The 15,292-nt window shown below is 42.6% G+C and carries 13 protein-coding genes; 11 read left to right on the top strand and 2 right to left on the bottom strand.

The genetic code is table 11. The features are described 5' to 3' along the window. Nucleotides 1-95: 95 nt before the first annotated feature. The 6 genes from glgB to ACN6MV_RS17120 all read left to right on the top strand — a co-directional run bounded on the left by glgB (nt 96) and on the right by ACN6MV_RS17120 (nt 7,817). Nucleotides 96-2,030, top strand: a complete 1,935-nt coding sequence (gene glgB / locus ACN6MV_RS17145; protein ID WP_419884480.1) for a 1,4-alpha-glucan branching protein GlgB — start codon at nt 96-98, stop codon at nt 2,028-2,030. 51 nt (nt 2,031-2,081) lie between these two features. Beyond that, the gene (gene glgA / locus ACN6MV_RS17140) at nt 2,082-3,506 is read left to right on the top strand and encodes a glycogen synthase GlgA (RefSeq protein ID WP_076118685.1); all 1,425 of its coding nucleotides are present in this window, start codon (nt 2,082-2,084) and stop codon (nt 3,504-3,506) included. 326 nt (nt 3,507-3,832) lie between these two features. Next, nucleotides 3,833-4,651 carry a transporter substrate-binding domain-containing protein gene (locus ACN6MV_RS17135; protein WP_042128255.1) on the top strand — a complete coding sequence of 273 codons (819 nt, stop codon included), beginning with the start codon at nt 3,833-3,835 and terminating at the stop codon, nt 4,649-4,651. Between the two features lie 105 nt (nt 4,652-4,756). Then, nucleotides 4,757-5,422 (top strand): amino acid ABC transporter permease, encoded by a 666-nt coding sequence (locus ACN6MV_RS17130; RefSeq protein ID WP_042128253.1) that lies wholly within the window; start codon nt 4,757-4,759, stop codon nt 5,420-5,422. After that, a complete protein-coding gene (locus tag ACN6MV_RS17125) occupies nt 5,409-6,131 on the top strand; it encodes an amino acid ABC transporter ATP-binding protein (protein WP_419884479.1) in 723 nt (240 codons plus the stop codon). The genes ACN6MV_RS17130 and ACN6MV_RS17125 overlap by 14 nt, the downstream gene beginning before the upstream one ends. Before the next feature lie 156 nt (nt 6,132-6,287). Continuing rightward, nucleotides 6,288-7,817 carry a Ppx/GppA family phosphatase gene (locus tag ACN6MV_RS17120; RefSeq protein ID WP_419884478.1) on the top strand — a complete coding sequence of 510 codons (1,530 nt, stop codon included), beginning with the start codon at nt 6,288-6,290 and terminating at the stop codon, nt 7,815-7,817. Here the strand turns inward: ACN6MV_RS17120 and ppk1 are convergent. Further along, nucleotides 7,765-9,879 (bottom strand): polyphosphate kinase 1, encoded by a 2,115-nt coding sequence (gene ppk1, locus ACN6MV_RS17115; protein WP_042128248.1) that lies wholly within the window; start codon nt 9,877-9,879, stop codon nt 7,765-7,767. The genes ACN6MV_RS17120 and ppk1 overlap by 53 nt on opposite strands. A 398-nt stretch (nt 9,880-10,277) precedes the next feature. Between ppk1 and ACN6MV_RS17110 the strand changes: the two genes are divergently transcribed. Beyond that, nucleotides 10,278-10,949: a 3D domain-containing protein gene (locus tag ACN6MV_RS17110; protein ID WP_042128246.1), complete on the top strand. Its 672-nt coding sequence runs from the start codon at nt 10,278-10,280 to the stop codon at nt 10,947-10,949. A gap of 144 nt (nt 10,950-11,093) precedes the next feature. Here ACN6MV_RS17110 and ACN6MV_RS17105 read toward each other — a convergent pair whose 3' ends face one another. Continuing rightward, nucleotides 11,094-11,975: a polysaccharide deacetylase family protein gene (locus ACN6MV_RS17105; RefSeq protein ID WP_076118680.1), complete on the bottom strand. Its 882-nt coding sequence runs from the start codon at nt 11,973-11,975 to the stop codon at nt 11,094-11,096. Nucleotides 11,976-12,159: 184 nt separating this feature from the next. Here ACN6MV_RS17105 and ACN6MV_RS17100 point away from each other — a divergent pair, with 184 nt between their 5' ends. The 4 genes from ACN6MV_RS17100 (at nt 12,160) to ACN6MV_RS17085 (ending at nt 15,273) form a co-directional block, all read left to right on the top strand. Then, a complete protein-coding gene (locus tag ACN6MV_RS17100) occupies nt 12,160-13,194 on the top strand; it encodes an NADH:flavin oxidoreductase/NADH oxidase (RefSeq protein WP_042128242.1) in 1,035 nt (344 codons plus the stop codon). Between the two features lie 87 nt (nt 13,195-13,281). Then, the gene (locus ACN6MV_RS17095) at nt 13,282-13,986 is read left to right on the top strand and encodes a dihydroorotate dehydrogenase electron transfer subunit (RefSeq protein ID WP_139328501.1); all 705 of its coding nucleotides are present in this window, start codon (nt 13,282-13,284) and stop codon (nt 13,984-13,986) included. Then, nucleotides 13,979-14,911, top strand: a complete 933-nt coding sequence (locus ACN6MV_RS17090; RefSeq protein ID WP_042128240.1) for a dihydroorotate dehydrogenase — start codon at nt 13,979-13,981, stop codon at nt 14,909-14,911. Before ACN6MV_RS17095 ends, ACN6MV_RS17090 begins: the two co-directional genes overlap by 8 nt. 23 nt (nt 14,912-14,934) lie before the next feature. Then, complete coding sequence (locus ACN6MV_RS17085; protein WP_231573789.1) at nt 14,935-15,273, top strand: hypothetical protein; 339 nt, start codon at nt 14,935-14,937, stop codon at nt 15,271-15,273. The last annotated feature ends 19 nt before the right edge of the window (nt 15,274-15,292 follow it).

The following is a 15,292-nucleotide window of genomic DNA, read 5'->3' as shown; positions in this document are numbered from 1 at the left end:
TCAGAAAATCTTTTGTTTTCACATCAAATCATTTTCAAAATGGTAATATTCGGTTAATGTAATAGGTACAAGCATTCAAAAAAGGTGGTGTAGAATTGGCTGAAATAGCAACAATCGATACCCTTCCGTCAGCTGCTGATATTTATTTGTTCCATGAGGGCACCAATTATCGCAGCTATTCTATGCTGGGTGCGCACACTGCCGCTGAAGAAGGCGTTACGGGCGTGCGCTTTACCGTGTGGGCTCCTCATGCGACATATGTAGGACTAGCTGGTGATCATAACGGCTGGGATGGAACACAGGACATGGACTCGTTATATAAGATACCCGATTCAGGATTTTGGAGTCGTTTTTTTCCGGGAATAGAGCCGGGAACTTTTTACAAATACAGGATTGTTGCCAGTGATGGCTCAAGCTTCCTTAAAGCTGATCCATTTGCCTTCAAAGCTGAGGTTCGCCCGGCGACTGCATCCGTTGTTACGGATCTCAGTGGTTACCGATGGGGGGATGCGGTATGGCGGAGAAAGAGTAAAACTCCATATCATCAACCGATGAACATTTATGAGATGCATTTTGGAACTTGGCGTCAAAAAGAAGACGGAGAATTTTACAGCTATAAAGAAATGAGTGAATTATTAATTCCTTATTTGGTGGAAATGGGCTATACCCATGTTGAGTTTATGCCGCTGGCGGAGCATCCATACGATTTATCTTGGGGCTATCAAGGAACGGGGTATTTCGCGGCGACGAGTCGATATGGTGAACCCCACGAGTTGATGTATTTAATCGATCATCTGCATCAAGCTGGAATAGGTGTGATTCTGGATTGGGTTCCGGCTCATTTTGCAAAGGATGCTCACGGTTTAAGAATGTTTGATGGTTCACCGCTTTATGAATATGCAGATCCGATGTTGGCGGAAAAACCAGGCTGGGGAACTCTTTCCTTTGATTTCAGCAAGCCAGAGATTTCTTCGTTTCTCATCTCAAACGCTCTCTTTTGGTTTGAGTATTATCATATTGACGGAATGCGTGTAGATGCGGTTACCAGCATGCTTCGTCTCGATTTTGAAAAGCAGGCTCATCAATATCGGCGGAATGTGAATGGTGGTCTTGAGAATTTAGAGGCCATTAAGTTTATTCAGAACCTGAATAAAGCGATATTTCAGTATTTTCCTAAAGCATTGATGATGGCAGAAGAATCCAGTGCTTGGCCGGGAGTTACTGCACCCGCTCATGAAGGTGGCCTAGGTTTCAATTACAAATGGAATATGGGATGGATGAATGATACATTGGGCTACATAGAACATGATTTCTGGGGGCGTCCATATCATCATAATTTATTAACTTTCCCAATATGTTATGCTTATGCCGAAAATTATGCATTACCGCTATCGCATGATGAGGTTGTACATGGTAAGAAGTCGTTGCTCGACAAAATGCCGGGTTCTTATGAACAAAAGTTCGCAGGACTTAGGCAGCTGCTTGGTTATCAAATATCCCATCCCGGAAAGAAACTCCTGTTTATGGGAGGAGAATTTGGTCAATTTATCGAATGGAAGGATCAGGAACAGCTGGATTGGCTGCTGCTGGACTATGAGAGCCATCGCGGCATGCTAGCCTATACTGCTGCTCTTAATAAATTGTATCGCTCGGAGAAAGCTCTGTGGGAGCTTGACCATTCTCAAGAGGGTTATCAATGGATTGATGCAGATGACAATGAGCAAAGCGTAATTTCATATATGCGTAAAGGTAAGAAGCCTGGAGATACCTTACTGTTTATCATCAATTTTCAACCTGCCCAGCGTCAACAGTATCGTATAGGTGTCCCACGTCAAGGGACTTATGAAGAAATCTTTAGCTCGGAAGGTGTAGCATTCGGAGGCTCGGGTATACACAATGCACCTCAGAAGAGTAAAAAGCTGGAATGGCATAATCAGGTGAACAGCATAGAGCTAACATTACCGCCTCTTAGCTTCCTAGTGTTTAAGAAAACAGCACGAGTGGGTAAGAGTAAAGAGGCAAATGAGTAATAGTTCAAAGCAAGTATAGAGAATCCGTACACTTTAAAGGGGGAAATAATCATGAAAGTTTTATTTGCCGCAGCTGAAGCTCATCCATTTATCAAAACGGGTGGCCTGGCCGATGTCATTGGGGCATTACCTAAAGCGCTGAAGGGTGCCGGGGTGGATGTACGAGTGATTTTGCCTAAATATCGTGGGATTCCTGAAAAGTTTACTTCGAAAATGGAACATTTAACGGAAGTTTATGTGCCAATCGGCTGGCGTAATCAATACTGTGGGATCGAACATATGGTTTATGACGGTATTCCGGTATACTTTATCGACAATGAGTACTATTTTGGGCGGGACGGAATTTACGGATATATGGATGATGGTGAACGCTTCGCGTTTTATAATCGTGCGGTGCTGGAGTGCCTACCGGCTATTGATTTTCAGCCTGATGTCTTGCATTGCCATGATTGGCATGCGGCTGTGATCCCAATGCTGCTTCAGGGACATTATCGACACAATCCATTTTACAGCGAAATGCGAAGTGTATTTACTATACATAACCTGTTGTATCAGGGAGTGTTTCCTTATGAGGTGCTTGGGGAGCTATTAGGTCTCGACAGCAGTTATTTTGGAGGCGTGGAGTATTACGGGAATGTGAATTTCTTAAAAGGTGGCATTGTATACAGCGATCGTGTCACCACAGTTAGTCCAACCTACTCAGAAGAAATCCGGACCCCATATTATGGTTATGGGCTGGATGGATTGTTAAATGCGAGAGCGGATGTGTTAAGCGGTATTGTGAATGGGATTGATACGAAAAGTTATAACCCTGCAACAGATACAAGTCTTGTTACACGTTATCGTTCTAATCTGGCTAAGAAAACGGAGAACAAGCTAGCCCTGCAAGAGGAATTAGGATTACCTGTGGATGCTAATATCCCTATGGTTGCCATGGTTACTCGTCTTGTGGATTCCAAAGGCTTAGATCTGCTTACTCGAGTATTGGATGAGCTACTCTATAATGATGACATTCAATTTGTTCTGCTGGGAACGGGGGATGAGTCCTATGAGCGTTGGTTCAAGGAGGCAACTTGGCGTTATCCAACAAAGTTATCTTCACAAATCCTGTTTAATGATGCACTCTCACGCAAAATATATGCCGCTAGCGATATCTTTCTCATGCCTTCCAAGTTTGAACCTTGCGGGATCAGTCAACTTCTCGCATTGCGCTACGGAAGCATACCAGTAGTGCGGGAAACGGGTGGTTTAAATGACACTGTCCAAGCCTACAATGAAGAATCCGGTGAAGGTAATGGCTTCACGTTTAGCAACTACAACGCCCACGATATGATGTTTACGCTTCGCCGAGCGATCTCTTTATATAAGCAGCCTGAACACTGGAAAAAGATTACGAAAAACGCGTTCGCTGGCGATTACAGCTGGAATGTATCCGCTCAGCAGTACATTGATATTTATAATGAAATTACGGATTAAAGGTTTATCCTAATCTCTAACAGTTTAATAAGGAGTACTCTTGAAGTTTGGCTCATACTTCAGGAGTACTCTTTTTTATGGGAAAAAGGGAAATCTAGCCGCATGATTTGGTTAAGTTAGGGAATAGTAAAAATGTATAAAATTATATAAAATTTGAATAAATGTTGAATAATTATTTTCTGAACAATGAATCATTTGCTTTGAAACCCAATAAAAGGAAGTTATTGTCACAATTATGCCTTTGCATATTCATGCGTTCTGATTTATAATAAGTCGGTCAAAGAGACAACTTGGATTTTTTTCATAAGAATAGGGGAGATATAGAAATGAACAAATGGGGTAAACTTGGTTTAGGTATGATATTAGCGGTAGGTCTGTTATCAGGCTGCGGTCAAAATAAAAATGATAATGATACCGCTGCAACTGGTAATGCTAATTCCGGTGGGGCTACTAAGAAGCTTACAATGGGAACAAGTGCTGATTTTCCTCCATACGAATTCCATAAAGTAGTAGACGGTAAAGATACTATCGTGGGCTTCGATATCGATATTGCTAAGGAAATTGCTGCTGATATGGGCGCTGAACTTGTAATTAAGGACTTGCCATTCGATTCACTGCTAAACGAATTGTCCAGCGGAAGAGTAGATATTGTAATTTCTGGACTGAGCCCAACTGAAGAACGTAAAAAGGCAGTTGACCTTTCAGACATTTATTACAAAGCTGAACAAGCCATTGTTGTGCGCGAAGCAGATAAAGATAAATACGCCACTATGGACGCTGTAAAAGGTACAAAAATTGGTGTGCAGACTGGATCGATTCAAGAAGAAATCGCTAAAGGGATAGAGGGAGCTAAGATCACTTCTCTTGGTAAAATCTCCGAAATCGTTCTACAATTGCAATCTAATCGTGTAGATACTGCTATCATTGAAGGACCTGTCGCCAAATCATTCGTTAAGAATGTTCCTGGTCTTGTAATTACTGATGCTAAGCCGGAAGTTGAAGACGATGGTTATGCAATTGGTATTAAGAAAGGCAATAAAGAGCTTTTGGATCAAGTAAACAGCACACTGACACGTTTAAACTCTGAAGGTAAAATTGATGAGTATGTGACGGCAGCTAGTGAGCTTGCAGATAGCACGAAGTAAAGAAACAACGGATATTTTTTAAGTCTGCTAAAGTAAATTGTATGTGTATACAGAAAATAGCGGCAATAGCTATTTTCTATTTTTTTGGAGATGGGAGGATAGGTTATGGATATTACTTTATTTAAAATGGCTTATGATTATCGTGATTTTTTCCTGACCGGTTTGCAGTATACTTTGTTACTTGCCGTTCTGGGTGTCTTCTTTGGTTTTATTCTAGGAATTATCGTTTCATTGCTGCGTATGTCCAAATGGGGTGTGCTTCGCTTCTTGGCAACAGCCTGGGTAGAATTCCTTCGTGGCACGCCTATGCTTGTACAACTTTTCCTAATCCACTATGGATTGGCTACGTTCGGTATTGAGTTTACACCGATTCAGTCGGGGGCAATCACTTTATCCATTAACAGTTCTGCTTACCTTGCAGAGATTTTCCGTGCTGGGATACAGGGGGTAGATCGCGGACAAATGGAGGCAGCCCGTTCGCTTGGAATGAAGCAAGGGATGACTATGCGTCATATTATTCTCCCTCAGGCACTGAAAAGTGTTCTTCCGGCAATCGGAAATGAATTCATCACCATTATCAAGGAATCATCGATTATTTCTTTTATCGGCGTTACGGATTTGATGTTTCAAGCCCGTACGGTTACAACGATTTCATACGATGGTATGACACCACTGGTAATAATCGCATTTATGTACTTTGTACTGACATTTACGCTATCCAAGATCCTTGGCAGATTGGAAAGGAGGCTGAATACCGATGATCGCCGTTAAGAACTTGCAAAAAAATTATGGGAAGCTGGAAATTCTCAAAGGGATTGACTTGGAGATTCATAAGGGTGAGGTCGTCGTTGTGATCGGACCGAGTGGATCGGGTAAAAGTACCTTTCTGCGTTGTTTAAATCTACTGGAGCAGCCAACAGGTGGCGAAATCACGTTTGAAGGTGAATCGATTACCTCGAAAAAACACGATATTAATGTCACACGTGAGAAGATGGGGATGGTATTTCAGCAGTTTAACCTCTTTCCTCATAAAACAATTCTGCAAAATATTACTCTCGCACCCATTAAGGTGAGAAAGCAGCAGCAGGCTGAAGCAGACAAATTTGCAATGGAGTTACTGAAGACTGTAGGACTGGAAGATAAGAAGGATGCTTATCCAGCTCAGCTTTCCGGAGGACAGAAGCAGCGGATCGCGATTGCCCGTGCGCTGGCGATGCAGCCCCATGTGATGCTCTTTGACGAGCCAACCTCAGCACTTGACCCAGAGATGGTCGGTGAGGTGCTGGAGGTTATGAAGAAGCTTGCAGAAGATGGGATGACAATGGTCATAGTTACGCATGAGATGGGCTTTGCCCGCGAAGTGGGCGACCGTATTCTATTTATGGATGGCGGCGTCATTGTAGAGCAGGGTACACCGGCACAAGTCTTCGGGAATCCTCAACATGCACGTACGCAGGATTTTTTAAGTAAAGTGTTATAATAAGTTAAAATAAAGCGGCACTCGGACAAGTTATCCGGGCGCCGCTTTATTTTTTTAACAGTTGCGTTAATTGAGGATATAATGGACTGAGTTCATTTATTTATGTAAACCATGTATAATAGATGGTCAATCAACTTGAAAAGGAGTACATACATAATGAGAGATGATCTGCGCCGGATAGGCATTATCGATATTGGTTCTAACTCCATTCGTCTTGTAATCTATGATACAACGCCGGAGGGAGGCTATAAGATCATCAAGGAGTGTAAGTACTCTGCACGTCTTAGTGAGAAGATTACGAAGGAAGGTCGACTGGAGCAGAAGGATATGGAGACCATTATTCCTGTCTTGCGTCAGTTTAAGGAGATCTGCAAAGCTTTTGAAGTGGAGACTATACGTGCGGGTGCTACAGCGGCAATCAGAAACGCAGCTAACTCTAATGAAATTATTACTTTCTTGTCAGAAGCTTCTGCGATTCCAATAGAGGTTATTAGTGGTCATCAGGAGGCTTACTTTGGCTTTTTAGGTGTCATAAACGCTTTTAATGTTGAGGATGGTTATGTCATAGATATTGGTGGCGGCAGTACTGAAATCACACTTTTTCGCGGACGCCGTTATCAACATAGCATTTCATTTCCATTTGGAGCGGTGAATACAAACCTGATGTTTGGACAAGGCGGTAACTGGAACGGAGATCAGATTCACAAGCTGGAGACTTTTGTTCTGGGGAGATTGGTAGAACATGATTGGCTTAACGCAACAGCGGGTCTTCCGTTGTTTGGACTGGGAGGGACGGTGCGTTCGTTAGGCAAGCTGGATCAAAAAACGAGAGCATACTCATTACCTAACTCGCATGGTTACACCATGGCTAGTGAGACGATTGAGCATTTTATGAACACATTACCTTCAATGCCTTACGATAAACGTAAAGATTTAGATGGGCTGTCTAAGAGCCGAGCAGATATCATTGTATCCGGGTTAATTATTTTCCATACGGTATATCAGTATATTGGTGCTAGCCAGGCTGTAATCAGCGGTGAAGGGCTCAGAGAAGGCATGCTTCATGATCTACTGAAGCCGGAGCAACCGGTGCGAGACAGTGCGCTTGAATACAGTTTAAATACGATCATTCGGTTTGATATTCGTACCTCTAAACGGTATTTGGATCATATCAACAAGCTTGCGCTAAGTCTGTTTGATGCATTCAAGGATGAGGAGAATAAAGCTGAACATGAGATGTTGATTTATGTATCCATCATGCTGCATCGCACGGGATCTAACATTAACTATTATCAATCCAAACGTCATACCCTGTATTGGCTAATGAATTCACCGATTCGTGGGCTAACACACCGTCAGCTTATCTTATGCGCGATGATTGCCTCGTATAGCACAAAAAGCCGGAAGCAGAAACTGTCCCAAATGTATAAGGACATTTTACTGCCTTCCGACGAAGAGTGGATTCATAAGCTCGGATCGCTTGTTCAGCTAAGTATTGCACTGGACAGCACCGAGATCGGGATTGTAAGTGGCTTGAAAGCTAATCTACACGGCAATTCACTTCATCTGGACCTTGAGGGCGCCTCAGCACTTCTGATCGGTCTAGAGGACATTGAGAACGCCTTAAAAGCATTTAAGAATGCTTGGGCGGTAAAGGTAAAACTCGGGTTCCCTTCCAACGTGTAACATCCATAGCTGCGAACTGGCTCCGGAAAGGGGCCTTTTTGTCGTCTGGTTGCTCGTAATATCCGTTAGGCTGTAAGAAGCTGGCCTTCACATTATCTTTAAGGGATAGTTCAAGAATCTTAACTATCTGTTTACGAATATTGCTGTCTTTGACTGGGCACATCAGCTCAATCCGGCGGGTTAGGTTTCTTGTCATCCAGTCTGCACTGGATAAATAAACCTCAGGCTTTCCACCATTTTCAAAATAGTAAATTCTTGAATGCTCCAGAAAGCGGTCGACAATACTGCGAACCGTAATGTTCTCGCTCAAGCCTTCAATCCCTGGACGAAGACAACAAACTCCCCGAACGATTAAATCGATCGATACACCGGCCTGTGCAGCACCATATAAATCGTCAATGACTTGTTGATTGGAAAGAGAGTTCATTTTGGCAATGATACGTGCAGGTCTACCAGCTGCAGCATGCTCCGCTTCACGGTGCATCAGCTTTTGTAAGGAAAGACTCATATTCGTCGGAGCAACAATAAAGGAGTTCCAGTCAAAATTGGCGGAATAGCCAGTCATTTGATTAAATAGCTCAGAAGCATCGAGTCCAATATCGCTTTGAGCGGTAAATAGACTGAGATCCGTATATACTTTGGCGGTACTGTCATTGTAGTTTCCTGTGCCTACATGCACGTAGCGACGTAATTCTTGACCTTCCTGACGGACGATCAAAGTAACTTTGGCATGCGTTTTGAGTCCAACTAAACCATAAACGACATGACATCCGGATTTTTCGAGTTGGCGAGCCCAAGCGATGTTACGTTCCTCATCAAACCTGGCCTTTAACTCTACAACCACAGTTACCTGTTTCCCGGATTCAGCAGCATTAGCGAGTGCAGTGATCAGCGGAGAGTTTCCACTAACCCGGTACAAAGTCATCTTAATGGCCATCACCTGTTCATCCTCTGAGGCTTGAATGATAAAGTCCGTCATCGCGTCAAAGGATTCGTAAGGGTGGTAGACTAGGACATCCCGCTCACGCAATACCTCAAAGAAATCCTCATTTTCTTCAAATTCAGCAGGGTAGACGGGCTCGATACTTGGATAGTTTAAGTAACCAAAGCCTTTAATACTTCCAGCGAAATTACGAAGGAAACTTAGATCTAGTGGACCTTCAATTTCGAATACGAAGTCCTCCAGTTCAAACTCAGCTTGCAGCTGTTCCAAAGCATAAGGATGAATGCCTTTTTGTACTTCAAGTCTTGCTGGGACACCGCGACGACGCTTGCGAAGCTCTTTTTCAATCTCCTCTAGAAGATCCTCGGCCCCTTCTTCGTCGATCGTGAGATCAGAGTTGCGGGTCAAACGAAATTCACTAACAGCAACAGGCTCGTAACCACTAAACAATGTTTGAATGTGATGACGAATGACATCCTCTATAAATACGAACTGCCGTTTCTTGCTGTTTGATCGGTGCGGAAGAGGGATACATCTCGGCAGATTTGATGGAATTTGCAGAATTGCAAAAAAAGGCTCCTCTTCAAGGCCATTCTTACGAGTAAGAACTACTGCTAAATAGATGAATTGGCTATGCACGAGTGGAAACGGTCGACTCTGGTCAACAGCCATTGGTGTAAGTACAGGATAGATAATATCCCGGTAATATTGTTCTATGGACTGTTCCTGTGCATGAGTGAGATCCTCATAATCCACAAAAACGATTCCTTCTTTATGCAAGCTCCGTGAAATATCACGGAAAATCCGGTATTGATCGGCAACAATTTTGGTAACTCTCTTAATGAGACGTTTATATAACCCGGAAGGGGTGTAGCCAGTGAAATCTTTTTTCGTATACCCCGCCCGGATTTGATCTTGAATTCCTGCTACTCGAACACTTATAAATTCGTCCAGATTACTTGAGACAATAGCCAGAAATCTAGCGCGTTCCATAAGCGGGTTATCTGGGTCTTGCGCTTCTTTAAGCACGCGTCGGTTAAACTCGATCCAGCTCAAATCTCTATTGAGGTAAGCAGTGGCTGGACTGCTTTGGTTGTTTTTATTCTCTTCTGTATTCATGAGACCTCCAAATATGATTCGTTATCTATATCTAATCTATTTATCATATTCTATCATTCTACTATTGGATAAAGCATGAAATGTTAACGCTATGTAAAATCTTCGGGAAATTTATATGATATTTTTCGAAAAAGTGTCATGAATCTTTATAAGAAGTTTACATAACAAAAAATATGTTAACTGAAATCTGAAAAGATGACAAAATTGAAACTTGATATTTCGTAATGGTAACAATTACATAGGCACAGGTTACAAAATTGTGATATATTAAGTCCTGTCAGTTTTACAAAAGACCACAACACACCATGAAATCACACGGGATGTACATAGGTACTCAAAATGTACACGAGCGTATACGGAAGTCATACCGTTCACGCCCATCTAATGAGGAGGCAATTGTGAAGAACAAATTTAGAACAATTAAAGCCCTTGCTGCAGTAATGGGAATCAGTGCATTGTTGCATGCTGTACCAGCACATGCAGACAGCGTTCATATCGCTAAAGAAGGCAATACTTTTTATACTTTATCCAAGCAATACAATGTAGGTATGAATGAATTAATGAAAGCAAACCCAAACGTTGCAGCACTTAATATTTACGAAGGTCTTGAGATTACGATACCTAGTAAAATGCAGGCTGAGTCCGTAACCACAACTACAACTACAACTGACAATTCACCAGTGATTACACCAAATCTGAATGTAAACTCAGGGACCAAAACAGTTGAAGCATGGGGTAAGACCTTTAATTATGACAAAACGATTCAAGTTAAAGCATCAGCATATTCTTCAGCAAGCAGTGAGAACGGCGGATGGGGTGCTGTAGATTATTTCGGAAATCCTCTCAAGCTTGGTACTATTGCAGTTGATCCAAATGTGATTCCACTCGGTACCAAAGTGTTGGTAACAGGTCATTCACATGATGGATTGCCTAAAGATGCTTTCTTAGCTACGGCAACAGATGTGGGTGGTGCTATAAAGGGTAATCGTATAGATATCTTTATCCCTGGTAGCCAAAGCTTTGTATCATCTTTTGGTTATCAATATGTACAATTATACATTGTTAAATAGAGAGATAAAAATAGAAAGACTTATATAGATAAAAAAGAGATATGAAAAGTTCTAAAAAAGATAAATAGGAAACGGAGGGAGTCCTTAGCGGCTGCCTCCGTTTTTTTTAGAAAATATCATTAAGTCTATGTTTGTGGGGATTCTTTATTTACTTTTGGACACCTGTAGTAATTGAGGAACAGTAACGAATGTATAACCCCGTTTGCGCATAATAGTGATTACTTCAGGCAAGGCTTGAATCGTTCCTTGTAGTTGACTACCAGGACCGCCTCCACCGTGTTGAAGAATAATCGCTCCTCTTCCAATATGAGCTAGAATGTTATTTCTAACTTGGTTTTTGGAAAGTCCCTTCCAGTCCAAAGAGTCCACATTCCAATTCACCAGCGTGTAGCCATGATTTTTTGCCCACTTTAACTGTTGTTCACTGATGTCCCCATAGGGTGGGCGAATTAGACGAGGTTTATATCCCGCCAAGGTCTGTATAATATTTTCGGTCTTAATGATTTGTGTCCGAAAATCATTCATCTCTAATTTCACAAACTGAGGGTGGTTATACGAGTGATTACCAATCGCATGACCTTCTCTAATCATCCTTTTTACCAACGCTGGATGTTTTTTTGCTCTACTTCCCACCACAAAGAAGGTTGCCTTGACATGATATTTTTTTAGGATGTTTAGCAATTGGGGGGTAAATCTTGGATCAGGAACATCATCAAAAGTAAGTGCGATAACTTTATTCCGAGGTCCACTTGTCTTAAAAGTTTCTGGATATTTGTGTAATAGCTGACTTAACGTCAGACCTTTTGTGTTCTTATTGTTGTTAAGCGTCGAACTATTTGTAGCAGCGCTACCTGCTGAAATTGCCTTATCTTCGTCTGAAACGGGTGCGCTTTGTGTTTGTTCTTGCGGAGTTTTCTGACTCTGCACAGGCGCTGACGCAACCTCTGAAGAATAGGTTGGGAATAGCATAGTTATGATTGTTCCTAATATTACAAGCAGTTTCTGACCTCTCCGTTGAAAATACATCCCCTCTGCCTCCTTTACTACCTGATCACCGTCATATTCTTAATTGTTATCTCCATAGATGGGTAGATTTATGCTGCTAACCATACAGTTTGAGTTAAGATTTCTTGGAGTTACTAATGCGTGTATACTAATAGAACGGGGAATTCCCGAGCCAATTATAGATTACGGAAGGATGGAGACATGAATGTCTGATTTGTTTGCACCGTATGAATTGAAGGGGTTATCGCTGAAGAATCGTATTGTTATGCCACCTATGTGCCAGTATTCGGTGGATAAAGAGGATGGTATCCCTAATGATTGGCATTATGTTCATTATGTAAGCCGTGCTATTGGTGGTACAGGATTTATTATCGTGGAAATGACTGGCGTACATCCAGACGGTAGAATCACTAATCGAGATACAGGAATTTGGAGTGATTCACAAATTGATGCTTATCGTAGAATCACAGATGGTGTACATGCCTATGGATCAAAAATCGCAGTTCAATTAGGACATGCTGGACGGAAAGCCGTGGATGCAGAGCCGCCAGTAGCTCCATCAGCAATTCCTTTTGATTCTAAATCTAAAACGCCACAGGCTCTTTCTAAGGATGGGATTTTAGAGTTGATCGAAGCTTTTCGTGAAGGTGCGCGCAGAGCTGTGGAGGCAGGATTTGATACGGTTGAAATTCATGGTGCACACGGTTATTTAATTCACCAGTTTCATTCACCATTGACCAATATCAGAAAAGATGAATATGGCCAAGATCCTGCGCTGTTCGGAGAACAAGTAGTTAAAGCTGTCCGAGAAGTAGTTCCTGTGGACATGCCATTGATTATGAGAATATCTGCTAAGGAATATGTAGAGGGCGGATATGATGCTAATTATGCCCTGGATATTTGCCGCCGGTATAAGAATGCTGGTGTGGATATGTTCCATGTTTCTTCAGGTGGGGAAGGTCCAATAGGTTCAAATGGCGGGCCCAATGCCGGACCTGCTTATCAAGTGGATCTGGCAGAGTTTATCCGCAGTGAATTACAGGTGCCAGTAATTGCAGTAGGGCGGCTTGAATCTTATCCTGAGGCACAGTCCATTGTCGCGGAAGAACGGGCGGAGCTGGTAGCAGTTGGCCGTGGGATGTTAAGTGATCCCTATTGGGCTTTACATGCGGAAGAAGCGCTTGGAGGCGTGCATAACGTACCCAAACCTTATGAACGTGGGATCTGGAAAAAAGGATAGCTCGCTTTGAATGTGAAGTTTGTCACAGATTTTATGTTCCTTCTAAGGCAATCTTAATAAAGATAAAATTTGAAGGAGCTTGATAACGTGGGGATGGTTTTAAGTAACGATAGGCTAACAGACGGAGTGTACCACCTTAAGGTTGAAACGAATAGTGGCGGTAAAATGGGTCAATTCTACATGTTACGGGCATGGGGAGCTTATCCCATCCTTTCCAGACCGTTAAGTATACATGAAGTGAACGAAGATAGTATTGAATTTTTATATCACGTAGTAGGGGAAGGTACAGAGATATTTTCTCGTTTGACTCCTGGTGATTCTGTGGAGCTTGAAGGACCTTTTGGTACGGGATTCCCGCTGGTAGAAGGGAAGGTTGCACTTATCGGTGGTGGGATCGGAATAGCGCCGCTATATTATTGTGCAAAGCAGCTCCCCGGTTGTGATGTCTTTCTAGGATTTAGTCGGGAGGCTTATCGGACAGAAGCCTTTCGTCCATTGGCTGCCGAGCTTACAGTAGATGTAGGCGGATTTATTTTGGATCGTGTAGACTTTAGTCAATATGATCATATTTTTGTCTGCGGTCCGCACCCAATGCTTAAAGCTGCACAGCTTAAAGGCATAGCAGCTGAAGAGGCAGGCAGCAAAACAAAAGTTTACCTCTCTCTAGAGAACCGAATGGCTTGCGGTATTGGTGCTTGTCTTGTCTGCAGTGTTTCATGTCGTGATGGACAACGAAAAGCCTGTGCAGACGGACCTGTGTTCCTTTCAGAGGAGGTGATTTTCCATGACTAAGATGAGCACAACAATTGCAGGCGTGCATTTTAAGAATCCGATTGTAATGGCTTCAGGCACATTCGGCTTTGGTCGTGAGTACGGAAAGCTGTATGATGTATCTTTACTAGGTGGAATCTCAGGCAAAGGGCTCACCCTCCATCCAAAAGCAGGTAATCCTGGCACTCGAGTATATGAGACAGCCTCTGGTATGCTGAATAGTGTAGGATTGGAGAATCCTGGTGTAGCCGCGTTCTTGGAAAAAGAATGCCCTTATTGGGAAACACTCGATACCGCTCGTTTGGTGAATCTTGGGGGCGGGACGCTTGAAGATTACGTACTTGGAGCAGAAATGATCCAACGTGATGCTGATCTGCGATCAAGCTTAGGTAAAACAGCTGTTGATATGATTGAGTTGAATATTTCCTGTCCAAATGTAAAAGAGGGTGGAATCGCATTTGGGATCAAGACTTCTGAAGCTCAAAAAGTAGTACAAGCTGTTAGACGTGCTACTAAGCTGCCACTTGCGGTAAAGCTGTCTCCAGGTGCTGAGAATATCGTTGAAATGGCGCAAATGTGTGAGGAAGAGGGAGCAGATGCCGTCTCTCTGATTAACACTATTTCCGGTATGAAGATTGATGTGAGACGGAGAAGCAGTGTGTTTAATAACTTGTATGCCGGACTGTCCGGACCAGCAATTAAGCCAGTGGCTTTGCGCATGGTGCATCAGGTTGCTCAGAACATATCTATTCCGGTGATCGGAATGGGGGGCATCACCACAGCTACTGATATTATTGAATTTATTATGGCAGGTGCTTCGGTAATTCAGGTGGGAACCTACAATTTCATGAATTTAAGAGCGGGTAGTCAGCTTGTTGAAGAGCTTGAGCAATTCATGGTGCAAGAAAATATTCAATCCTTGGATGAAATACGTGGCATTATATAAAGTAGAGTAGTGAGGAGATACTATTGGCTTCTAACAAGATTAATCCTGATGATATTGAGCTGACGGCGACGGCTGTCGGACGTGATCTCTTGCTCGTAATTTGTGGTGGCGTTCATCATATCGGAGCGTCAAGTACGGCTTATCTAAATGGAGATCAGGTTGAGGTGCAAACCTCTGCGGTTCCTCACCATAAAGAGCACACGATAAGCGAATCAATTGCGGTCAAGGTAGCGGAGGCGCTGAACAAGACGGTCACAGTTGTTATGGGCATTCATTACGACGAGATCACGAAAGAAGGCATTATGGAAGTCGTAGAAATTGTAAATAATAAAGTTAATCAATATTTAGCGCAACAAATTTGAAACGGGATTGGCAATTCTG

Source organism: Paenibacillus sp. B-A-8 (assembly GCF_048572915.1).
Taxonomy (GTDB): domain Bacteria; phylum Bacillota; class Bacilli; order Paenibacillales; family Paenibacillaceae; genus Paenibacillus_AQ.
The sequence above is the reverse complement of the archived record's forward strand: the minus strand, read 5'-3'. Positions and strand labels throughout refer to the sequence as shown.